The sequence below is a fragment of the Shewanella sp. M-Br genome, from assembly GCF_036245925.1.
Lineage (GTDB): Bacteria > Pseudomonadota > Gammaproteobacteria > Enterobacterales > Shewanellaceae > Shewanella > Shewanella oncorhynchi.
In genome coordinates this window covers 213,173-236,608 of the sequence record NZ_BJBV01000004.1, presented here as the reverse complement: position 1 = coordinate 236,608, position 23,436 = coordinate 213,173, and the positions used below count along the sequence as shown (strand labels likewise).

Below are 23,436 nucleotides of genomic sequence, written 5' to 3'. Positions count from 1 at the left end.
GGCTGCGTGTCGATGAGTGAATGACATGGCAAGCCTGTGCGAGTGGATACCCGTAAACGCTGAACTTCTAACAACTGAAATTACTGCTCCCCAAACACTACTTTCCAACACATTTCTGTCCCCAAACGAGTCACATATCTACTTTAAAGCAAACAGGCAACACCGATGTTAAACAGGTGAGCCATGGTGATTGGCGAGACGACCGTCCGCACCATGGACGGGGCGGTTGAGCATCCACGGAGGGACTTGCTGCGTGTCGGTGAGTGAACACCATGGCAAGTCTGCGTTAGTAGATATCAGCCAACGAATACACGGGGTCAGTGTAAACGAATCTGGTTGCCATAACTTACCTAATGCTATTACCCACCTTTAGTGCATAAAATCTAACGCTTTTTTGTCCCGAAGTGAGTTGTGTGGTGTCAAGTGGAGATTGTACGATTAAGTCGTACTACATAATCAAAACTGCCAGTTCGTGTATGAGTTAGTACACTTATTGAGATGGCGCGACTGGCGTCATCTCTATCCCGCGAAAAAGCTGATAGCGATCAACATCATCGTCTAAATATTGAATATTCTGCGTCCATTGCCATGCGTTAGCTTGAGCACCCGCCCCCTTTGCCTCGAACAGTAATTGAATTAACGCAGACCGGGCAGTCACCACGCCCTCACCCAGCAAAGAATAATCGCCATTTTGACGATATAAGCTAAAGACTTGCAGCTTCTCTTGGGACACGCCATCGTAATAGGTCAACAACACTTGCTCGCCCTGCTCCCTAAACCACCAGGTTTCACTATAGGGCGCACGCGTGCCAACACTCACAGACAATAACAGCTGCCGCTTATCATGGGAGCAAAATCCGGTGACAGTCACTTTTCGTGGCACTTCCCCCACTTTGGCTGCATCACCCACCCATTGACCGGTAAACTGAGGGCAAAACTCACTAAAACTCACCTTAGCCGCGTGCGCAGCCAGAGGAATAGCAGCACTCAGTGCAATTGTCACTCCCCATAATAGTCTTAATCGGTTGATTTTATTCTGCATCTACCTAGTCCTCAGCCGAAATATCACCCTAGATTAGCCTGTAATTCTGCCATCAACAAATCACAATTAGCCGACAACTATTCACAGATGCTTACACAAAGCGTCCCGCTATGGGTTATCACTCAGTTTGCTTTCATGCTCGGTTTCTATACTCTCGAATCTGCACCACAAATAAAATCATTATAACTATATGTATGATAAGGAGACTCACAGTGAAGAAGACAGGAATCTTATTGCTCTGTCTGTTGATGCCATTCGGCTCAGCATTTGCGGAGCAGGGTAAACCGCTCTCGGTGGAATTGCTCTGGCAACTTAAGCGTATTGGTAGCCCAGTCGTATCGACCTCTGGTAAGCATATTATTGCGCCAGTCACAGAATATGATCTGAAGGAAGATAAAGGTTCGACCCAGTTATGGCGTTTTGATGGCGAAGGTAAAAATAATCGTGCTATTACAGTCAAAGGGTTAAAGGTGAGCGAGCCCGTGTTTTCGCCCGACGGTAAAACCTTGGCCTTTGTAAGTGAGCGAAATGAAGACGACGCAGGCCAAATCTACCTATTGCCTATGGACGGTCCGGGTGAAGCGCAGCGCTTAACCGACATACCTACTGGCGTAAATGGTATTAAATGGGTTGGCAAGCATTTGTATTTCATCAGCAATATATTCCCAAATCAAACATGGGACGAGATGAAAACCCAACTAAAAGCCGACGAGGACAATAAGGTCTCCGCTCGCCAGTGGAACGCTTTGCCCTACGCTCAGTTTGATCACTGGTTAGATGAACGTCGCCAAGCCCATGTATTTAGGATCCCCGCTTCGGGCGGCGAAGTCGAATCCGTGACGCAAGCGCTCGGCCATGAATTACCACGCTCGAGCCAAAGCAGTTCAAGTTACGATATTTCGCCTAATGAAGGCTTAATTGCCTTCAGTACTTATGGCTCAGACAACCATATCGACCCTAAACTGGATATTTTCCTTGCGACGATTGGCAGTGGTAAAGCAGAGAATATCACCCCAGAAAATCAAGCCGCAGATGCTGATCCCAGCTTTAGCCCCAATGGCAAAACGTTGGCTTTTACCCGTCAGAAAATCCCCGGTTTCTATGCCGATACTTCAAGGCTGATGTTACTGGATATCGATAGCCGTAAACTTAATACACTAACACCAGAGTGGGATCGTTCGGTCAGCCAATTTAATTGGACCCCCGACAGTAAAGGCTTTTATGCCACCATCGAAGATGCCGCCACTAACCGCATTTATCATATCGATGCCAAAAACGGTAAAGTCAAAGCCATTACAGAGGCAACTGACTTTGGCCAACCCGCCATAGGCAAAGACGGTGAACTGATTGCCACCAACGAGAGCTTTTTGCACCCAGCGCACTTGGTCAGCATTAATCCCGGCAATGGTAAGACGGTACGCCTAGAGAATTTTAATGACGATATTCTCAAAGATGTTGATTTAGGCACTTACGAATCAGTGACCTACAAGGGATATCAAGATCAAGATATTCAAATGTGGGTTCACTATCCCCCCGGATTCGATCGCAGTAAAAAATATCCACTCTTTATGCTAGTTCACGGCGGGCCACACAACGCCATTACCGACGGTTTCCATTACCGTTGGAACGCACAAACCTTCGCGTCTTGGGGATATGTCACTGCATGGCCAAACTTCCATGGATCTAGCGGCTTCGGACAAGCGTTTGCCGATGCGATTAACCCAGATTGGAAGAATAAATCCCTCGAAGATGTGCTCAAGGCGGCAGACTGGTTTAAACAGCAAAGCTGGATAGACAGCGACCGCATGGTGGCGGGTGGCGCAAGTTACGGCGGTTATCTAACCTCAATTATTTTAGGTCAACCACATCCCTTTAAAGCCTTGTTGATCCATGCTGCGGTTTACGACATGTATTCACAAATGGCGTCGGATTTTGCCGTGCACAGCACCCGATTTGGCAACTACTGGGATAATCCTGAACTGTATAAAGCCATTTCTCCCCATTACTTTGCGGCTAACTTTAACACTCCGACCTTAGTCAGCCACGGTCAGCTCGACTACCGAGTACCTGTGGGACAAGGATTTGAACTGTTCCGCACACTGCAAACTCGCAATGTGGAATCACGGATGATTTACTTCCCCGATGAAAATCATTGGGTTATGAAACCTAATAACTCTATCTATTGGTATAACCAAGTGAAAGATTGGATGACCCATTATGCTAAGCCGGGTGGACAATAAACGCTGCATCTAGCACCAAGAACAGAAAAGCAAAAGGTCTGCACTATGCAGACCTTTTCTTTATTGAATCAAGCCTCGCAATGATAGCTTATTGGCCAAATCCCGTGGCTTTAATATCGACGGTTTGCACTTTGCCGAACTTAGCGGCAATAGGTGCAATCTTAGCCGCATTGCCAATCAGCACAAATTGCAGATCTTTTTGCGGGAAGTAAGTTTTCACTAACCTTTGGGTTTCTTCTAAGGTCAAACCATCCACCTTAGCTTGGAACTCATTGATAAACTTATCATCAAAACCGTACAGATACATGCCAGACAACAATCCCGCCAGCTGCCCTGAGGTTTCAAACTGAGGCGGGAACTGACCCTTAACGTAGGCTTTAGCCGAATCTAAGGTCGCTTGATCTACACCTTTTTCCCATAAACGTGCATAGGTTTTCAAGGCTAAATCCATCGCTTCTTGAGTGGTTTCCGTCTTAGTGAAAGTACTGATTGTGAATACGCCCGAATCGGTATAAGGGCTAAAACCTGAGCGTGCGCCATAGGTTAAGCCTGCGTTCACCCGCAGCTCGTCGTTAAGCCAAGAGGTAAAACGACCACCTAGAATAGTGTTCACTACCGTTAAACCTACATAGTCTGGATTGTCACGACTAATACCTAAGCCCCCGATCACAAAAGTAGTTTCGATTGCATCGGGTTTATCCACCAGCAAGACTTTGGCCTCAGTCAACTGAGGCAAACCTTGGTTTAAATCAGGTTGTACCAGTTTTTCGCTGCCTTGCCACTGACCAAAGGCTTGCGTCAGCTTGGCTTTCATCGTCGCCACATCAAAGTCACCCACGACAGTTATCGCGGTATTGGAAGGTTGATAGTAACTCTTATGGAAGGCGCGCAGCTGCGACACAGTCACTTGTTCAAGCGAATCACTGTTACCCGAAGCCGCATTGCCATAGGGATGTGCACCAAATACGAGCTTATCAAAGTAGCGACCAATCACCGCCCGCGGGCTTTCTTTATCCTGCTGCAGCCCTGCAATCGCGCGCTGTTTGAGTTTATCGAACTCGGCGGCATCAAAGTCAGGCGTTAACATCGCCGCGCTAAATAAGCCCAGCATCAAGTCAATGTCCTTCGCCATAAAGTCTGCACTCAGATAACTGCCTTCCTTATCCGCTTCGGCCACTAAGCTTGCGCCGAGAAAATCCACTTGCTGCTCGATATCCGCCTTAGATTTCCCCGCCGCCCCTAACAGCAAACCTTCTGCCGTCATTTGTGCTACGCCTGCGGTGGTGTCATTCACAGCACCCGCACGCACCACGGCATTTAAGGTAATCAAAGGGACTTCGCGCTGCGGCATTAAGTACACAGTTAAGCCATTATCTAACACAAACTTATCGTAACTTGGCATCGCAAAACTGCCAGTATCGACCCGCTTTGGTGCCGATGTCGCCGCGCAGCCCGCTAAGACTAAGCTGGTGCCTAAAGCCAATGCTGCCATTAACTTAGACGGTTTCGCCAGTGATGCCATCTTAAGTGATTTCATTGCTGTCGATTTCACTGCTATCGATTTCATAGGGAGGACTCCTCGGTTGCCGCCAGCACAGCCACAGTGCGATTCGATTTACGTAAGTAGGTTTGGGCAACTCGTTGAATATCCGCAGGCGTCACCTTGTTATAGGCTTCAGGTGCATTAAATAACTTGTCGTAACTGCCAAAATACATCTCATAGGTGCCTATGGTATTAGCCTTACCATTAATGGTTTCCATCGAGCGATAAAAATCCATCAACTTAATATTTTTAACTTTATCCAATTCTTGCTGGGTAATACCTTGGGCCGCAATCGCATCGATTTGCTCAATCAGCGCATGCTCCAGCGTCGAGGCTTTCACCTCAGGTGTAGCAACACCCATCACATAGAAGAGGTTAGGATCGACCGACATCGGCATGTAGGTTTGCGCTTCTAAGGCCACTTGTTTATCAACCAGTGATTGATATAAACGCGAGCTATTACCTTGACTTAGAATCGAGCTTAATAAGTCCAGCGCATAAAAATCCGCATGGGTTGCCGCTGGAATATGGTATGCCAACATCACATTAGGTGTGCTGACCGATGCCTTTTGCACAAAGGTGCGACGCTCACCCTTTTGCTCAGGTTCGACAGTGCGAATCGCTTTAGGCGGAGTCTGTGCCGGAATAGGCGCAAAGTACTTATCTGCCAAGGCTTTTACTTGGGCAAGCTTTACATCACCGGCAATCACGACCACGGCATTGTTCGGCGCGTAATAGGTTTTATGGTATTGGACTAAATCTTCCAGCGACCAAGCGGCGATATCCGACTCGTGACCGATCACCGACCACGAATAAGGGTGGGCTAAAAATGCCACGCCTTTGATTTCGCCTTCGAGGGCATTCCAGTTAGAGTTTTCTAAGCCAGTGGAACGCTCCGACTGCACTACGCCACGTTCGCTATCGACCATGGCTTGGTTGATATCTAAGTTAGCGATGCGGTCAGCTTCGAGATCGAACATAGTTTCGAGCGCATTGGCGGGGAACCAATCGGTATAAACCGTCATGTCTTCAGTGGTATACGCATTGTTTGCGCCACCCGCGGCTTCCATAGTACGGTCGAACATTTTTGGGCCGTACTTTTTCGAACCGTTGAACATCATGTGTTCGAAAAAGTGCGAAATACCGGTAATGCCGGGCACTTCGTTACGTGAACCGACCTTCCAAAATAAATACATGTTGGCATTGGGAATTGAGGCATCTTCTAGCACCATGATTTTCATGCCGTTATCTAGCGTGAAACTCTTAATGTCTTCTGCCGTGGTGGCCTGTGCTTGGCTTAGGGGGGTCAAAAGTCCCATGGCCAACACCAGAGCCGATAGCGTGCGCTTCATCTTGTTCGCTCCTTGCTGTAAATATCCACATATAGAGGTAAATTGTTTAACAAATCAAGCGCAGGAAGCGTATCCCGCGCCGATTTTTTGTAAGCTCAAGTTATACCGCAGCGCTTACGGAATAATGCATTAGCCACTTATTGGGCTTTGAGCGCCGTTAACGCCACTTTGGTCATGGCCTCAACGCCCACTTTTAGCGCGCTTTCATCCACATAAAATGCCGGAGAATGATTGCTAGCCGCCGTTTCAGGGTCCGTTCCCTTTGGCGTCACCCCGAGGAAGAAAAACATCCCCGGCGTTTCTAAGGCGTAGTAAGCAAAGTCTTCGGCACCTGTGATTAACCCAGGTTCAATCAGCATCTTATCGCCCACCACACTCGCAAGCACAGGCCGCATACTGGCGACTAATTCGGGATTGTTGACCACCACAGGATAACCTTGATGGATCTCAGTAGTGGCAGTCGCCCCTAAGGTTTTCGCCGACAGCTCGGCCATTTGCGCTAGACGCACTTTAATATCGGCGCGCATAGGTTGGTCGAAGGTGCGAATAGTGCCAATCAGCTCGACTTCATCGGGAATAATGTTAGAGCGAATACCGCCATTGACCGCGCCAAAACTCACCACCGCCGGCGCTTTAGTGATATCCACCTGACGGCTGACGATCGTTTGCACGTTAGTGATAATTTGCGCCGCAGCGACGATAGGATCAACCCCATTCCAAGGTCGTGAACCGTGGGTTTGGCTGCCTTTCACTTTGATGGTAAAAGAGTCTTCACTCGCCATTGCTGGGCCACTGCGCAGGCCAATCATGCCACTCGGCATACTCGAGGTGACATGCATACCAAATACTTGCTCGGGTTTGCGCTGAGCAAACAGCCCTTCTTTGAGCATCAATTCCGCGCCGCCCTCTTCACCCTCTGGCGCACCTTCTTCAGCGGGTTGGAAGATAAACATCACATCCCCCGCTAGGCTTTCTTTCACTTTAACCAAGTTTTCGGCCACGCCCATTAACATAGCCACATGGGTATCGTGGCCACAGGCATGCATCACACCCACTTTTTGATCGCGATAAGTGTCTGTCACCTTAGAGGCAAAAGGCACATCGACCACTTCAGTCACAGGCAGTGCATCCATATCTGCTCGAATCGCAATCAGCGGACCAGGCTTGCCACCTTTCAGCTTTCCGCCTTTCAAAATGGCCACCACGCCCGTATGCGCCCCCCCCGTTTGTACCTCTAACCCTAAAGATTTCAGATGTTTTTCAATAATCTTGCTGGTACGAAACTCACGGTTAGACAACTCAGGGTGTTGATGCAAATCACGGCGCCAGTCGATCACCTTTTGCTCCACACCCGCCGCCAACTTAGCCGCATCAGGCATAGCACTGGCCGCCGCTTGCGCCGAACTCAAACCCGCGCCCATAAAGCTCAAGGCTAAGGCTGAAGCGAGTAAGGTCTTGGAAAAATGAGATTTATTTACTAGGGGCTTAAATTCAAATGATGTTGATGCAGCAAGTGATACAGAGGGTAAAGTCATAGCGATAGCCTATTGTTGTTTTTATAAGCTACCTAAACTACACGGACAAGGAGAAATTGTTAATAGATTTAATGATAAAGGTAAAAAAGACTGTGCTTCATTAGAGGCTGTCTTTAACCGTCATTCCCGCAATGCTGTGGGCGGGAATCTAGCTTTTAGATAAATCAACCTGAAAAAAGATAGGGATGGCGGATCTCAGTTAAAGAAACTCAAGGCAACGGAAAAGCTGTCCCAATGCTTGGCATCGTTAGCTTTAGTCACAAAACAACAAATTCACGATTTTCTTTAAAACCACATGGCCATCGGCCTTGGCTATACAACTCAGCCACCTCACTCCATACGCCCTTTTGTCTGAGAGCGGCCTCTCTCGCTGCCATTTTGAAGGCAAAGAGTGCGCCGCCTCTAAAGCTCTCAGTAAAATCATGAGGACCATACACAAGCAAAGGATGTGACCGGCCAATTTTTCTCAGAGATCTGAGCGCCGATTTATACACAAGCATCTCCGCGTCTTTTGTTTCTTCCAATTTTTTCGGACCATTCAAAGGATCCTCTTGATCTCTGCTTGTAGGCAGCCACTCCCATCCATATGTAGAACCCAATACGCCTTCAATCGGACTTGCAGCCGAGAGCCAGTCAATAAATTCAACTTGTTTGGCTAGATATTCAGGTGTCATAGGAAGTTAACTCCGTGTTAAAGGAGTTTCAAACTGAAGCAGCAGTTTGAACTTCCAGTGAGTAAAGCGAAGGATTTTAAACGCTTTGTTACGTTTTGGCTCCTTAGCTTGGTTTACCAGCCAAAGTCTAGCCACCCATTTTAAATCAACAACATAATGCACTTTCGGTTTCTCTACCACCTGTACTGGCTAAAATTACTTGAACAAGAGCCATCATATGTGGATGTCTGGCTAAAATGCCTAGCTAAAATTGCCTTTCTGAGTAACACAGTATTGCGCGGGAATAACGGTAATGAAATTTAGTCAGCAACTCACAGAAAATTAAGCTCTTCATCTTGAAGGGATAAAGTACTATCAATGGAGGCTAATAACACACCATAGGTGTAACCGCAGTTGCCCACAAAAATCACTTGATTACCATTGAGTACCATCACTTCAACCCCATGATCGGTTTCCCAGTTGCAGGCGTAATGATAACGAATTGCCCGAGTCTCCATTGTGCTGGTGTCATCCAATATAATGTACAACGGCTGGGTATTTGCGGCTATTTCATTGATGGTATTTAAAGAAATCTCTAAGTCACCGCAATAATCTTCAAAGTACTTATGCATTTTGAGCATAGCATTTAGAATTTGATACTTCGTCTCTTGTGTCATCAGAGAAACGTCTTCGAGCATTTTTATGCGTAACTTATCGTTGCCCTGAAGCTCACCTTCAATAATCAGTTCACTAGGTTTGTTGAATAATGGATCGTACATTTTTGTTATCCTTAATCCTCAATTAATTCATCTGGATATAGCGCGATTTGCGCCAAGGATTGTGCAAAAAATTGGCTTAGATCTGGGCTAATAAAGTCCATCATATCGGGGTCATGGGTGTATGCTATCACTTGTCCCATTTGGCCTAATGCCGAGGGCGAATGATCTGCAATCAAGAGTAATGTGCCACACCCAAATTGGGCAAAGGGCAGCCAACCTTCTTGATACCATCCCGATTGGATTTTGGGATCCCGCACTTCTGGCTCTTGGTAATCAGCGTAGTGCTGGGCCCGTTTTTTCATTCGGTCACGATATGTAAGAGATGAGGCTAATGACAAAAAATCATACCGGCAAAAGTAATCTTTCCGGGCAAAGACTGTGCTCCACTCATTGCCGCCATTGGCATATCCCCAAAGCTCCCTTAACGGAGAAACAAATTTAAAACCTAATTGTTTTTCGGCTTCATCTAAGACTGAGTTTGATAAGCCACGATCCAGTTCTAATGTTTGATTCATGTTGGCGTAAATAGCACTCAATGCTTGTAGATACGTCTTAACATCCATTGTATTTATTCCTTCATCTTGACACTTGGCCGCAGTGTTAATCCGTTTGCTTTATACCGCTAACATATACACTTGGCGAACTTATTTAATCGAATTAACCACATAAATTCTATTTTCATATTACTGCGACAGATTTTGTCGCAGCCTTCTATGACTTACTAAGCCGCTATTCCAGTCATACCTTATTAACTAGATATACAGCCTAATTTTCAGCGTCAAGTGACCCTTACTCAGTTTGAGCCCTCGTTCGCCACACAAAATATCGGTGAATGAATTAGTCGAGCGTCTTGCAAACCACACGCAGAATACGAGTAAACGTTCGGTGCAACATCCACTACTCGATGATATAGACCAAGCACTAGCGGCAATTGTGCGTGTAGTCGCGAGGAACACCATAGAACTCAGTTAATACAATCAGATAGGCGTGCTAAACAAACAACGCCCCCACGATGCCCTAGTGATTATCGGGCTAACGGCTAACCCTAATCTTGAGTCAGAGCTTGAGGTATTAGTAATAGCCACTGGCATTACAACAAAACCCATAGAAAATCAGGCATCTATAGCGTCACAAATTGATGATAAGTACATTTAAGCGACAACAGCATTAACTCGACTGATGAATTCCTTTATGCATCTCTTTATGCAAGAAGACTACGTCCTTATCGATAATTTCGAGTCGCCAGCCATAGTGATGCGCGAGCCACTCAAAGGTCGCTTCGGCGTAAAAATTGATGTGGGTGGGATCGTTTTTATAGTGCCAGCGGGCAAATGCGGTTTTATCCTGCACACGCTTGGTCATGACCGCCAAAATGCCGTTGGGTTTTAATAACCTATCGAGCTGAGTAAGCAACCCTGCGGCACCACTCACGTGTTCTATGACTTCGGTCAAGGTAATAAAGTCGTATTGGCGGGCTAACATTTCGGGATTATTGGCGTAATAAATGTCGTAATTATCTATCTGATAACCGCGCGCCTTTGCCATTAGACTCAATGCCTTACCTTCTCCGCAGCCAAAATCGAGCCCTTGGGCCGAAATGCTAACACGGCTAAGTAGTGGCTCGAGTGTGCGATTTAAAAATGTTTGATAGCCGAGATCATCGGCATGATTCTCGTGCTTATCGTACTCGGCTTTTTCTGCCTCGGCCGAAAGATAAAACTCAGAAGGCACGCTCACCAGTTGGCAGGTTTGGCATTGCTGGTAGCTACGCTTCCTATCTTGATGATAAGCGAGTAATTCAACGCCATGACATAAGGGGCAGATATTCAACAACAATTCCTAGGGATATTAAGGTGCATAGTAATGAGAATAGTCGTAATGCCCACAAATAATGCTAGCACTGACCAGCTGAAATCGACTATATCGATGGCCTGATTAAGGTTTAGGGATTTTACGCTCTTTTGCGGCGGCTTCTTTTGCTTCCCGTAAATATTTTTGCTCGCGACTTTCTCTTTCGTCGAACTGTTTTTGTGCCTTAAGTTTTTGCTGCGCTTCCCAATCGTTGGTTTGGGATTGTTGCTTAATTTTATCTTCCCGCTCTGTCGTCTCTTTAGTGGCTTGACGGGCCTTTTCTAATTGAGCCTGTTCTAATCGCTGTGAGTCGATGCGTGCCTTATCGGCTTTTTGCTCTAGGGTCAATCTAGGCTTTGGCGCCTCGGCGGCATTTGTTAACGCGAGATGAAAACTAAAGATGAGGACTAGCGATATTAATATTTTAGAGATTAACACTTTAAATAAATACGCCATTCCATGTCTCCTTGTATTCGATAATTGAATGAATCAATGATAAAAGCCAATTCACGCAAGATGTGCAAAACATAGCATAAAATCTGCCTAAGCTTGAAATATGCAGCAGGTGTTCTTAAAAAATATGCTTGAATACAAGTCTTAAACTACACTTTTTAAGTTTCTATTTGAGTGAAACAACAATTAGGTTTATTTTTAACCCCATTGGAATGATGTACTATTGGGCAACTTCGTGTTCAACGAAGACCTAAAAATGGGATGTGACTATTTTGCGTCACAAGGGAGTATCCTGAATGATCAGATGGCAACACTTACTTAAGAAACTCAGTACAGATGATCCTGTACTGCAAGAAAAGCTGTCTCTCTGGCAAGCACATCCCCATAAAACCCCCTTAGCCTTAATTCAAGGCTTTAGCTTTATTAGTGCCAACCAAGCCACCCTCAGTTATTTTGAGACTGAATACGATGCTTTTGTGAATGCGACTCCCTATGATTTTTCTCCGAGGATCCAATCTTCAGGCCGCAATAGTGTTGAATTTGCACGGGAAATGATCCTCGAAGCCATTGCAGGCAATAATGTTGAATTCAACTGGCTGCACATGAGCCAACAAGGCAATGAACTGCCGACTCGAATTAATCTCTATCGCTGTTATCTGCAACAACAGCCCGTGGTACTCGTTGAATTACAAGCTCTTAATCGCCGCAATCAAATGCGCGAAACGATTTCTGATGGTTTTGCTCATATTCCCAAAGAAATTTTGTCGACCACGCTCGAAGAAAGTGCCGAAGCTGTGTATATCACTGACACTGATAATCAAATTTTGGCTGTCAATAAAGCCATGTGTCGTATTTGCGGCTATAGCGCTGAGCAGCTCATCAGTAAAACCCCTGAATTTTTAGAAGTAAGAACCCATAATATGGGGGAAGAAACCGAATGCCAGATCGCCTTGAAACAAAGGGGATTTTGGCAGGGCGAAACATGGAAAAGACGTTCAGATGGCAGTAACTTTCCTGCTTGGCAGAGCAGTCGTAAAATCGTCACTGAAGATAATGCTCATTATAATGTGAATATTTTCAGTGATATTAGTACGAAGAAACTATTAGAAACCCAGCTAACAACTCGGGCTATGTACGATACCTTGACTGGATTACCTAATCGGTTCCATCTCAAACAGATCCTCAATAGTGCCCTCGAAAAACTTAAAACTGATCCCCTCGCACTGGGCGCGTTGATGTTTTTAGATCTCAATGGTTTCAAGAATATCAATGACAGCTTCGGTCACTCCATGGGCGATAGAGTATTACAACTCGTCGCAGCCAGACTCGAAGCAGGTTGTATCGAAAAGGCCGATATAGCCCGTATGGGAGGAGATGAATTTACCTTAGTGCTGCAAGACTGTAGCTGTAAAGATGAAATTCAGCTGTTTGCAGAGCAGATTCTCAGCTTATTTGAGAGCCCCTTTGAAATTGAAGGCCAAAAGTTCTTCCTCGGCACCAGCATAGGCATCGCGCTATTTCCTACCCACAGTAACCAAGCGGGACAACTGATTAGTCTTGCCGATACTGCTATGTATTGCGCTAAAAAGAGCTTACCGCATCTCGTGTTTTACGATAAGGAAATGAGCCTAGCAGCCGAGTTAAAATTACAGTTAATCAATAACCTAAGGCATGCGCATAGCCTAAAACAATTCACTCTCGCTTATCAAGCTATAGTCGATTTACACACAAATAAAACTATTGCTGCCGAAGCCCTGCTCCGCTGGCAGAAGTCACCGACAGAATATTATGAAGCTGCCGACTTTGTGCCATTGCTTGAGGAAACAGGATTAATTGTCAGCATTGGCCAATGGGTATTAGAGCAGGCCTGTGTACAAGCGGCCCTCTGGCGAGCACATTATCAACCCGACTTTAGAATTTCAGTCAATGTGTCACCACTGCAATTAGAACACTTAGATTTTATCGACCAAGTGATAAATGCCTTAGAAATGGCGACGTTACCCGCTGAAGCACTGATTTTAGAAATTACCGAATCGGCATTGTTACGACAACCGGAGCAAGCACGACTCACACTCAATCGTATTAAAGCGTTAGGTGTCAGCATTGCCATCGATGATTTTGGGACTGGGTTATCGTCACTCAGTCGCTTAGGGACTTTGCCAATAGACAGCGTCAAAATTGATGCCGAGTTTGCCTTGCGCTTAAACGAAGTCTCAGGACAAAAGCTCTGCAATGCTATAGTGCAACTCGCACAAGCACTCGACATTCACTTCGTCGCAGAAGGTATTGAAACTCAACAACAAAAAGACATAATGACAGATATGGGCCAAGGTTTCGCCCAAGGATTTCTATTTGGCTACCCAAGTTCAGTTGAAAACTTCACCCAAGCCTTTCTTGCGGAAAAACGCTTAGCCTAGAACAGATTTAGGACTGCCGATGTTCGCATCGGCTCGATAATCCGACCTGCGTACCAAATTAACGCTCTCAACGTTTACAACGGAAAACGAAAGATTCCGCTAAGGTTTTATCGAAATATTTTGATGGGTCGCGAACTAAGGGGAAAGATTTTCTTGCAGAAAACACCATATTTAAAGCTCGATAGCCCTGCCAGCACGCCATTTACTAATAGTAATGAATGGAATTACTCCCCTGCAAAGCCAGTGATGGCCTGGCAAAGCACTCTCATCATTATCAACAAAAACACCATATTTAAAGCTCAATAGCCCTGCCAGCACTCTATTTACTAGGGTCTGTTGATCTTTGCTGTACAAATGTTGTTCAGCAATACATCGGCAGCCACATTAACATAAACGCCAGTGACACCATACTGGCGTAATTTCTTGCTAGCTTGTCATATCTTGTTGATATTGCTCGATAGTGCTTAATTCTTCCAAAAGCATTCTCCACTAAATGTCGATACCGATATAAGCACCAATCGACTCTTTCTTGAGGTGTATTCTTATAGCGGCGCCTTGGAATAACAGATTTCCCGCCTTTATTGGCGATAAGTTCACGAAAAGCATCGCTGTCATAACCTTTATCTGCAATGACGGTATCAACCTGCTTCAGGTGCTCAATTAAGCTGGGGGCGTGTGTAATATCGTGTTTTTGGCCTTCTGATAATTCGAAATAAATCGGTAATCCTCCGCTGTCGACGGCTAAGTGAATTTTGGTTGAATTACCGCCTCGACTTTTACCAATACTCTCATTACTTAGCATCGCTGCACCTGCACTGTGCTGGTGAGCCCGCACTATCGAGCCATCAATAAAGACCCATTCTATATCAGCAAGGTTGGCTAAGGCCTTGAATAAATGTGCTAGAACGCCTTTCTTAGACCATAAATGAAACCGTCTAAAGACCGTGCTCCAATGACCGAACTCTTTAGGTAAATCTCGCCAAGGGATACCTGTTCTAAGGCGGTAAAGAATACCTTCGAATGTTTGTCTATGTTCAGGTTTGTCATAAACACGGCCTGTGCTTTTCATTAAATGAAATAGCTTTTCCCAGCGTGCATCGGTTAGCATAAGTCTTGGCATGGCTTGAGGTTATGGTTACTTTTGGCGAAGCAAATTATAACGTCTTGCCATGCTGTCTAAAAATTACTCTCGAAAGATCAACAGACCCTAATAGTAATGAATGGAATCTACTCCCCTGCAAAGCCAATGATGGCCTGGCAAAGCGCTCTCATCATTATCAATAAAAACACTATATTTAAGCTCGATAGCCCTGCCAGCACGCCATTTACTAATAGTAATGAATGGAATCACTCCCCTGCAAAGCAATTGGCTGGCAAAGCTATCTCATCATTTGCTGTGCAAATGAATCCCAGTTATTAAACCGTATTTCACATTAAGTTAGCGTGATCTGAATAAGATTTTGACTATTTTAATTCGTACGGAGTCTCAAAAACTCAATAACTTAAAAGCACTAATTAATACCTAAAACATCTAAGACTCAATAGCCTTAACCCCATCAACTATACCTTACCACTGGATTCATTTGAGTTCTGATAACGAGCCTGCACTGTACTCGGCATCGCCTTAATCCGCAATTCCACCATAGCGTCAAATGCCATCATTAACGGCTGAACATCAAGGGTAGGATCGAGGGCGCTTAACATATAAGCGCAAGCTTCTAAGGTCGATAAACTATCGCTACGACTCGATTTACGGATCCGATAGCGCGATTCATAACCTTCAGCCAAATGCACCGCAGGATACTGGGTTAACCAAGGATTCAGTTGCAGCATTTTGAATGCCTTACGCCAAGTGCCATCGAGCAACAGCAATATACAATCAGGATTAATACGTTGCTGTTCAACACTTACACTTAACGCAGAGGGATAGACGAGATAAATAGGCTTATTACACGCCGCTAAATATTCCCGTAAACCGTTGAAATCAGACTCGCTTTCACCCACATAAACTTGCGTTTTAGGTACAGCAAGACTCAATACCCGCACACTATTCTTCTTATGCTCGACTTCACTCGGGTGCTGTAAAACCACCAACTGAGTTATTGGAGAGATAGGCTGAACGCTCGCACATAAGCAAGCATTTTGCGGATAACGACAGATAGCACAATAGTGACGGGACAAGCTTTACCCTCGGTTTAGTGAGTTATTTTACGAGTATACCAAAGGATAAAAGGGTATTAGACACAATAAAAAATACCCACAGTTCGCGGTCAAACAAACTGTGGGTAAAGGGTGTACTCTGTAATTAATCAGTGCCGCGAACTAATGCTCGCCAACTAATTGCTCTTGGTGCCAGTGGTCGAATCGACTCAGCGCCATCATCAACAATAAACCGATAGAAAACACGCCCATGACGAGTGCCACTGCATAAGGTGCTGTTAAATTCGTTTGCTGTATAAGTCCAGCTAAAACGGATGCACCACTCATCTGAATAAAACCTAGCATAGCCGCGGCAGTCCCCGCTCGTTCACCGAAAGCTGACAGTGCCATACTCGTCGCAGGGCCGAGTAAGAAGGCAAATCCCACACATAACAACATCATAGGTAACATGAAGTTAAAAGCTGCTGCCATCCCTGTATTTGGACCAAACTGTTGACCCGCCACTGTCGCCACTGAAGACAGAACGAGTAAAGACAGAGCCAAAATAACCGTTGGACGATTACCCAATTTGCGAATGACGATCGGTGCCGCAAAACAGGCCACGATATTGAACACAGCATTGAGTCCGAATAAGCCACTAAACGCCAGCTCAGAAACCCCTAAATGCCCAATCAACCACACAGGCGCATAAGACACATAACTCAAAATAGCCGCCATAGCCGACATACAAGCAAAGGCATAAAACAAAAAGTGGGTGTTACCGAGTACAGGTTTGAATCTGCCCCAACGGTAAAGTGGGCCAGTAGTAACAGTGTTGGCTGGACGAGTCTCAGGTAAGCGATAACCAACAACGAGCATCATCAACATGGCATATAACGTCATGAAAACGAAGGTTGAACGCCAGCCGAATTGCATCGCTAACAAGCCACCTAAGGTTGGTGCTAAAGCTGGGATCACGCAAATCGCGCCATTTAAGTAACTGTAAATTTTAGCGCCTTCTTTTTGTGAGTAGCAGTCGCGCACTGCACTAAACACCACAATAGAAGTTGAACAGGCGGCTAAACCTTGCAGCACACGAGCAATCTGTAACCAATGAAACTCGATGGCCGCGGCAGCGAGAAGACTACTTGCGCCGTAGAGTAAGACCCCGAAAATGGCCACAGGACGGCGGCCATAACGGTCGGCTAATGGCCCAATCAACACTTGGCCTAAGCCCATGGCGAATAAAAACAATACGAGCGTGGATTGCACATCACTGGCAGATACGGCGAATTCTGTCGCCATAGTTGGCATTGAAGGTAAATAAATATCGATGGCTAATGGGCTGAGCAGCACCATAGACATCAGGATAGGTAACAGATTGCGCCGCATAAATAATCTCAGTTGATCAGGGAAAGGTATTTCAGTGGGCGCTATTTTAATTAACTCAAGGTATGAACAGAAATGGTATAATTTCCAAAGTAAATTTCCTCTGAGGAATATCTGTGAATATCGACAACTTAGCCAGAATCGATTTGAACTTGCTGGTCATACTCAAAGTGCTGCTAGAGGAGCAAAGTGTCACTCGCGCCGCCAGCCGATTACATATAAGTCAGTCAGCCCTCAGTAAGAGCTTAAATCGACTCCGAGAAACCTTAGATGATCCCCTATTTCAGCGCACGGCGCATGGCTTAAAACCCACCGCGCACGCCCTCATTCTTGGGCAAAAACTGCCGAATATATTGCAAGACTTGTATCAACTCACTCAGCCTCCGACCTTTAATCCTGCCAGTAGCAATCGACAATTTTCTTTTGCCATGGTGGAAAGCGCCTATGAAACCCTAATCCCATATTTTATCGGCCCTATGCTGACCACGGCACCCAACGTCAAACTCGACTCCTATGTCTGGACCGAAAAATCGATGCAGGATTTGCAGCAAGGGCAAATCGACTTTGGCATTTCAGGGCGAGATTTGCATCCACTGTCGGATTTTCAAGTGGATCGCCTGCCCGAAGGGATTGCCTATCAAACATTATTTACCGATCAACAAGTCTGCTTAGTGCGAGAGGATCACCCGCTGATGGCGGCGCTCACCTCAGAACAATGGAATTTACCCCTTTACCTCGATATGGCCCATGTGCAGGTTCGTTGTGAAGGTAGTGATTGGTGGGCACTGGATTACTTTCTTGCCGATCTTGGGCATAGACGCCGGATCAGCACGACTGTACCCGACTTTTATGGTGCAGCCAGCGTTTGCGCCCACAGCAATTTAATCTTCACTCTGCCGTCGAGCTTTGCCCGTCACGCCTGCCAACTTTATCCGCTCAAACAACTGCCACTGCCTTTCGAATTTATGCCAATGGCCTATGTGTTGTTATGGCATCAAAGAAATGATGAAGATCAAGGGCATAAATGGATTAGAGAAACCATTTGTCAAAGTGTGGCTAAGTTATTCAATCCCACAGAAATGCTTTAACACGACAAAAACGATCAGTAAAAAGCCCGACAAAGCAAAGGCTTTATCGGGCTAATATCGAGGCACGCTATTAAGAATAGCGATTACAGAATAAATGTCGCGACTTGCGCATTCAGGTCATTAGCGCGAGCTTTTAACCCCCTCGCCTGTGCCAAATCTGCCATGGCCGACGCGGTAATCTCATCGGTCACATCTTTAATCGCAACCGTATTCTGGGTTATTTCACCCGTCACTTGAGTCTGTTCTTCCGCTGCGGTAGCAATTTGGCCTGCCATATCAGAAATCACGTTGACCGCTTGCGTAATCTCTTCAAGGGCTTTCGCCGCCGCATTGGCATCTTCTACGCTATGACCCGCTAATGCTTGGCTGCTTTCCATCAAGCTGACTGCTCGAGCGGTAGTGCGTTGTAGCGTTTCAATCGTGGTATGTACTTCCTGAGTCGAATCCTGTGTACGACGTGAAAGCACTCGAACTTCATCGGCAACGACCGCAAAACCACGGCCTTGCTCGCCAGCACGAGCCGCTTCAATGGCTGCGTTAAGCGCCAACAGGTTAGTTTGCTCAGCAATCCCTTGAATTGTCGCCAGAATACTCGAGATAGACTTAGCGTGACGACTTAAATCGCCAATGACATCCGTTGCTTGAGTCACTTCATCTGCGAGTGAATTAATCGAGTTACGAGTTTTATTCACTAACTCTTTGCCCTGTAAACTGCTCGCTGCAGACTGTTGAGCCGCTGTTGCCGTGTTCTCAGCATTGGCTGCGATCTCATTAGTCGCACTCGCCATTTCAGTTACCGCAGTCGCGACCATAGCGACTTCTTGCTGTTGACGTTGTAACTCGGCAACAGAAGTTTGCGTGGTGGCAAGACTACGTTCAGCATCGGCATCTAACTCATTCGCTAATTGGCGAATATGGCTGATCAGCTGATGTTGACTGCCCACAAAGCGGTTAAAGCTATCGGCAAGCACGCCCACTTCATCTTGAGTGTCGACAGAAATACGTTGAGTTAAATCACCATTACCATCGGCAATACGCGCCAGCGCCTGCGATACTCGACTCAGAGGACCCAGCAGGACACTTACTAGCCAAGAAATGGCTAATACACTTAAGATCAACACGAGTGCAGAAAGCCCAAACTGAGTGAGTAACAAACTCGACAGTGGTGACTCTAGCGTTTCCTTATCAAGCACTAACACTAATTCCCAATCTGTATTAGGGATATCAACGCTCCAGACTAATTTGTCACGTCCTTCATTTTCAAAATACATAGGCAACAGAGTGCCCGCTGCACGGCTCTGTTCTGGTAAGTTGCGATTAAGCTCGTTGTCGATTTCACCTATAGGTTTCATCGTCTTAGCTTGATCTTTATAAGCGATCACTGTGCCGTCTTTGTGCATCATGATGGCATAGCCGTTTGCCGGTAATTTCATGCGGTTGACCTCTTCGATAAGATTACTAATCGATAGATCTCCAGCAATAACTCCACCTGCAACAGGCTCGGCCAAAGTCACCACTAGAATATTAAAAGCAGTATCAAGATAAGGTCGAGTAAATACACTTCCACCAGTTCGCATAGTCTCTTGGTACCAAGGTCGTGTACGAGGATCATAATTTGTATAGTCAGTTGCAGGCTCTGAATCTCTCATATTGCCGTTAGACTCACCAAAATATGTCGATTCAAACCCTCCCGATTGCTTAGCCTGTTTCATTGCTTGCACAATGTCATTATTGCGCTGCCCAGCAAGACCTTTAACAATTTTCTGACGACTTGCAAGCCACTCACTAATTAGTAACGCTTGCTGGTCTCCAAGACGTTGAGCCTGTTCTAAATTCACGTCTAATAGTACTTTCTTCTGACTTGTATAACTTTGCCAAGATAACAGTAAAATTACCGATGAGAGAGCGAGAATTACGGAAAAAAGGATTTTTTGTCTTAATGAATATGATTTCATAATATATTTCACGAATAAAAACTGGATAATTATGCTGACCAAAAATAATAACTATTCCTAGTAGCGCTTAGTTTACTTAGATACGTAAAAATAACGGAGAATACACTTATTTTGACCGCAAGAATAAACAAACTCACAACAAATCCAAGATAGATCAACGTATGTATCTGAGCACCGACCTCTTATTTAATAGGACGCCTAATTTATGCATATTTAAATATGCACTATAAATCTCATGTAATTTAAAATTACTCTTATCTTAATGCTAATAGTTACGAATTAAATTCAACTTAAATAGAAATGAGTTATAAAAGCATTTAGATGAAAAAGTAATAAAAGTGCCATTTTTATTTCATGGCACTTTTATATCAAGATCAAATCATTCGCTATTTTAAACTTAGGCTACAGAATAAATGTCGCGACTTGTGCATTCAGGTCATTAGCGCGAGCTTTTAAGCCCCTCGCCTGTGCCAAATCTGCCATGGCCGATGCGGTAATCTCATCGGTCACATCTTTAATCGCAACCGTATTCTGGGTTATTTCACCCGTCACTTGAGTCTGTTCTTCCGCTGCGGTAGCAATTTGGCCTGCCATATCTGAAATCACGTTGACCGCTTGTGTGATCTCTTCAAGGGCTTTCGCCGCCGCATTGGCATCTTCTACGCTATGACCCGCTAATGCTTGGCTGCTTTCCATCAAGCTGACTGCTCGAGCGGTAGTGCGTTGTAGCGTTTCAATCGTGGTATGTACTTCCTGAGTCGAATCCTGTGTACGACGTGAAAGCACTCGAACTTCATCGGCAACGACTGCAAAACCACGGCCTTGCTCGCCAGCACGAGCCGCTTCAATGGCTGCGTTAAGCGCCAACAGGTTAGTTTGCTCAGCAATCCCTTGAATTGTCGCCAGAATACTCGAGATAGACTTAGCGTGACGACTTAAATCGCCAATGACATCCGTTGCTTGAGTCACTTCATCGGCGAGAGAATTAATCGAGTTACGAGTTTTATTCACTAACTCTTTGCCCTGTAAACTGCTCGCAGCTGACTGTTGAGCCGCTGTTGCCGTGTTCTCAGCATTGGCTGCGATCTCATTAGTCGCACTCGCCATTTCAGTTACCGCAGTCGCGACCATAGCGACTTCTTGCTGCTGACGTTGTAACTCGGCAACAGAAGTTTGCGTGGTGGCAAGACTACGTTCAGCATCGGCATCTAACTCATTCGCTAATTGGCGAATATGGCTGATCAGCTGATGTTGACTGCCCACAAAGCGGTTAAAGCTGTCGGCAAGCACGCCCACTTCATCTTGAGTATCGACAGAAATACGTTGAGTTAAATCACCATTACCATCGGCAATACGCGCAAGGGCTTGCGATACTCGACTCAGAGGACCCAGTAACATGCCAACTAACCAAGAAATGGCTAACACACTCAGCAACAGTACGAGTGCAGAGAGACCCAGTTGAGTGAGTAATAGGTTAGACAATGGCGCTTCTAGCGTTTCCTTATCAAGCACTAACACTAATTCCCAATCTGTATTAGGGATATCAACGCTCCAGACTAATTTGTCACGTCCTTCATTTTCAAAATACATAGGCAACAGAGTGCCCGCTGCACGGCTCTGTTCCGGTAAGTTGCGATTAAGCTCGTTGTCGATTTCACCTATAGGTTTCATCGTCTTAGCTTGATCTTTATAAGCGATCACTGTGCCATCTTTGTGCATCATGATGGCATAACCGTTTGCCGGTAACTTCATCCGATTAACACCGTCAACTAGGCTTGCGATAGATAAGTCACCACCCACAACACCTTGTGCGGTAGGCTGTGCCATAGTCACAACCAGAATGTTATAGGCAACATCCACGTAAGGTTTTGTCAAAATAAGACCGCGCTCACTGATGGCTTGTTGATACCAAGGGCGGCTGCGAGGATCATAGCCCGTACGATCAATACTCGGATCAGAATCCAACATTTGCCCTGCTTGAGAGCCAAAATAGGTCAGCTGAAAACGGCCCGATGCCTGTGCTTGTTGAAGTGTATTGAGGCTGTCACCTTCAACTTTGTTCGCCAGGGCTCCCATAATATCTTGGCGGCCAGCCAACCATTCTTGGATCCGCTCAGCCTGCTGTTCACCTAAGCGCTGCACTTGTTCTAGGCTGTTTTGTAACAGCTGGGATTTTTGGCTGGAATAACTTTGCCATGACAACAAACCAATCACGAGTGAAAGGGCTGCCACGACAGAGAACAGAATTTTTTGCTTGAGCGAATATGAGTTCATGTTGGCGTCTAATTAATTAACAAAGCAGTGAAACAAGAGGGTGTTTGAGCGGGTCGAACGAACATTTACAACCAATATAATAAGGCGGCTAACTGAGCTAAAACTGCAGTTAAATTTGAGCTGAATTTTCTCATATTCTGTACAGTTAGCAAAGAAATTGCTCAGATTTACATCAAAAAGATTTTAGCAAACACATATAATTAACCAACCGTTATTCGAGCAACAACATATAGATAGGCATGCGATCACATATCAAAGTAATGCGCAACACCCAAATGGCCTCCGGAGTAAAATAAAGTAAATTAATCAAGATTAACGTGACCTATACGTACTCGCTATTGCACACTAAATGTCCACTGCCTATCGAGGAGTTCTTATGATTTTTCAACAGTTCCAACAGAGCCCACTGCAGACCCGAATTTCTGGCCCACGGGCTTGGTTAGCGATGGCAATTAGCATTAGCCTAATTTGTTTATCACTATTTTTATTGCCCTTCGTGCTCTTATTTGGCGCCATTGCGCTCGGTTGTTTAGTCCTATTTAGCCGTTTTTATATGGCACGTCAGTTGGCTAAGTTTAATCAGGCTCAGGCAAACGCAATGCAGCATGCCCACGCGACAGAGGAGCCGCAGAGTCAGGTTTATGGATCTGACACTATTGTTAGGGAATCTAATGCGACACGCCATCAAGGGCGCACTTTTGAGCATAAAGAGGATGAACACTAGTT

Annotated in this window: 19 protein-coding genes; 5 read left to right on the top strand and 14 right to left on the bottom strand. The window is 45.5% G+C overall.

The genetic code is table 11. The annotated features are described in order from the left end of the window. Positions 1-490 precede the first annotated feature (490 nt). Positions 491-1,042, bottom strand: a complete 552-nt coding sequence (locus AAA952_RS04975) for a hypothetical protein (protein ID WP_338254948.1) — start codon at positions 1,040-1,042, stop codon at positions 491-493. Positions 1,043-1,254: 212 nt separating this feature from the next. Between AAA952_RS04975 and AAA952_RS04970 the strand changes: the two genes are divergently transcribed. Next, positions 1,255-3,282 carry a S9 family peptidase gene (locus AAA952_RS04970; protein WP_338254946.1) on the top strand — a complete coding sequence of 676 codons (2,028 nt, stop codon included), beginning with the start codon at positions 1,255-1,257 and terminating at the stop codon, positions 3,280-3,282. 88 nt (positions 3,283-3,370) lie between these two features. Here the strand turns inward: AAA952_RS04970 and AAA952_RS04965 are convergent, their stop codons facing one another. The 6 genes from AAA952_RS04965 to AAA952_RS04940 all read right to left on the bottom strand — a co-directional run bounded on the left by AAA952_RS04965 (position 3,371) and on the right by AAA952_RS04940 (position 9,707). Next, on the bottom strand, positions 3,371-4,849 hold the full coding sequence (locus AAA952_RS04965) for a M16 family metallopeptidase (protein WP_338254944.1): 1,479 nt from the start codon (positions 4,847-4,849) through the stop codon (positions 3,371-3,373). Then, positions 4,846-6,177: a M16 family metallopeptidase gene (locus AAA952_RS04960; protein ID WP_338254942.1), complete on the bottom strand. Its 1,332-nt coding sequence runs from the start codon at positions 6,175-6,177 to the stop codon at positions 4,846-4,848. Before AAA952_RS04960 ends, AAA952_RS04965 begins: the two co-directional genes overlap by 4 nt. Before the next feature lie 137 nt (positions 6,178-6,314). Beyond that, complete coding sequence (locus AAA952_RS04955; RefSeq protein WP_338254939.1) at positions 6,315-7,712, bottom strand: amidohydrolase; 1,398 nt, start codon at positions 7,710-7,712, stop codon at positions 6,315-6,317. Between the two features lie 257 nt (positions 7,713-7,969). Continuing rightward, the gene (locus AAA952_RS04950) at positions 7,970-8,386 is read right to left on the bottom strand and encodes a hypothetical protein (RefSeq protein WP_219255522.1); all 417 of its coding nucleotides are present in this window, start codon (positions 8,384-8,386) and stop codon (positions 7,970-7,972) included. 311 nt (positions 8,387-8,697) lie between these two features. Further along, complete coding sequence (locus AAA952_RS04945; RefSeq protein ID WP_338254935.1) at positions 8,698-9,144, bottom strand: DUF6985 domain-containing protein; 447 nt, start codon at positions 9,142-9,144, stop codon at positions 8,698-8,700. Positions 9,145-9,155: 11 nt separating this feature from the next. Continuing rightward, positions 9,156-9,707, bottom strand: coding sequence for an SMI1/KNR4 family protein (locus tag AAA952_RS04940; protein WP_338254933.1), 552 nt, complete (start codon positions 9,705-9,707; stop codon positions 9,156-9,158). A gap of 235 nt (positions 9,708-9,942) precedes the next feature. On the opposite strand from AAA952_RS04940, the gene AAA952_RS04935 reads away from it, so the two are divergent. Next, positions 9,943-10,116, top strand: coding sequence for a hypothetical protein (locus tag AAA952_RS04935; protein WP_338254931.1), 174 nt, complete (start codon positions 9,943-9,945; stop codon positions 10,114-10,116). 195 nt (positions 10,117-10,311) lie between these two features. Here AAA952_RS04935 and AAA952_RS04930 read toward each other — a convergent pair whose 3' ends face one another. Together AAA952_RS04930 and AAA952_RS04925 are read right to left on the bottom strand one after the other, a co-directional pair. Continuing rightward, on the bottom strand, positions 10,312-10,974 hold the full coding sequence (locus AAA952_RS04930; RefSeq protein WP_338254929.1) for a class I SAM-dependent methyltransferase: 663 nt from the start codon (positions 10,972-10,974) through the stop codon (positions 10,312-10,314). 105 nt (positions 10,975-11,079) lie between these two features. Beyond that, complete coding sequence (locus AAA952_RS04925) at positions 11,080-11,451, bottom strand: hypothetical protein (protein WP_113940294.1); 372 nt, start codon at positions 11,449-11,451, stop codon at positions 11,080-11,082. Positions 11,452-11,744: 293 nt separating this feature from the next. On the opposite strand from AAA952_RS04925, the gene AAA952_RS04920 reads away from it, so the two are divergent. Continuing rightward, positions 11,745-13,865 carry a putative bifunctional diguanylate cyclase/phosphodiesterase gene (locus AAA952_RS04920; RefSeq protein WP_198572375.1) on the top strand — a complete coding sequence of 707 codons (2,121 nt, stop codon included), beginning with the start codon at positions 11,745-11,747 and terminating at the stop codon, positions 13,863-13,865. A gap of 361 nt (positions 13,866-14,226) precedes the next feature. Here the strand turns inward: AAA952_RS04920 and AAA952_RS04915 are convergent, their stop codons facing one another. The 3 genes from AAA952_RS04915 to AAA952_RS04905 form a co-directional block, all read right to left on the bottom strand. After that, positions 14,227-14,985, bottom strand: a complete 759-nt coding sequence (locus AAA952_RS04915) for an IS5-like element ISSod6 family transposase (RefSeq protein WP_338254925.1) — start codon at positions 14,983-14,985, stop codon at positions 14,227-14,229. A gap of 440 nt (positions 14,986-15,425) precedes the next feature. Then, positions 15,426-16,046 carry a tRNA-uridine aminocarboxypropyltransferase gene (locus AAA952_RS04910; RefSeq protein ID WP_338254923.1) on the bottom strand — a complete coding sequence of 207 codons (621 nt, stop codon included), beginning with the start codon at positions 16,044-16,046 and terminating at the stop codon, positions 15,426-15,428. A gap of 141 nt (positions 16,047-16,187) precedes the next feature. Continuing rightward, a complete protein-coding gene (locus AAA952_RS04905; protein WP_113940291.1) occupies positions 16,188-17,396 on the bottom strand; it encodes a multidrug effflux MFS transporter in 1,209 nt (402 codons plus the stop codon). A 113-nt stretch (positions 17,397-17,509) separates the two neighbouring features. Here AAA952_RS04905 and AAA952_RS04900 point away from each other — a divergent pair, with 113 nt between their 5' ends. Next, positions 17,510-18,481, top strand: a complete 972-nt coding sequence (locus AAA952_RS04900) for a LysR family transcriptional regulator (protein ID WP_113940290.1) — start codon at positions 17,510-17,512, stop codon at positions 18,479-18,481. A gap of 83 nt (positions 18,482-18,564) precedes the next feature. Here the strand turns inward: AAA952_RS04900 and AAA952_RS04895 are convergent, their stop codons facing one another. Then, complete coding sequence (locus tag AAA952_RS04895; RefSeq protein WP_173248164.1) at positions 18,565-20,436, bottom strand: methyl-accepting chemotaxis protein; 1,872 nt, start codon at positions 20,434-20,436, stop codon at positions 18,565-18,567. A 402-nt stretch (positions 20,437-20,838) separates the two neighbouring features. Next, the gene (locus tag AAA952_RS04890) at positions 20,839-22,710 is read right to left on the bottom strand and encodes a methyl-accepting chemotaxis protein (protein WP_113940288.1); all 1,872 of its coding nucleotides are present in this window, start codon (positions 22,708-22,710) and stop codon (positions 20,839-20,841) included. A 376-nt stretch (positions 22,711-23,086) separates the two neighbouring features. Between AAA952_RS04890 and AAA952_RS04885 the strand changes: the two genes are divergently transcribed. After that, positions 23,087-23,434: a hypothetical protein gene (locus AAA952_RS04885; RefSeq protein ID WP_173248166.1), complete on the top strand. Its 348-nt coding sequence runs from the start codon at positions 23,087-23,089 to the stop codon at positions 23,432-23,434. Positions 23,435-23,436: the final 2 nt, after the last annotated feature.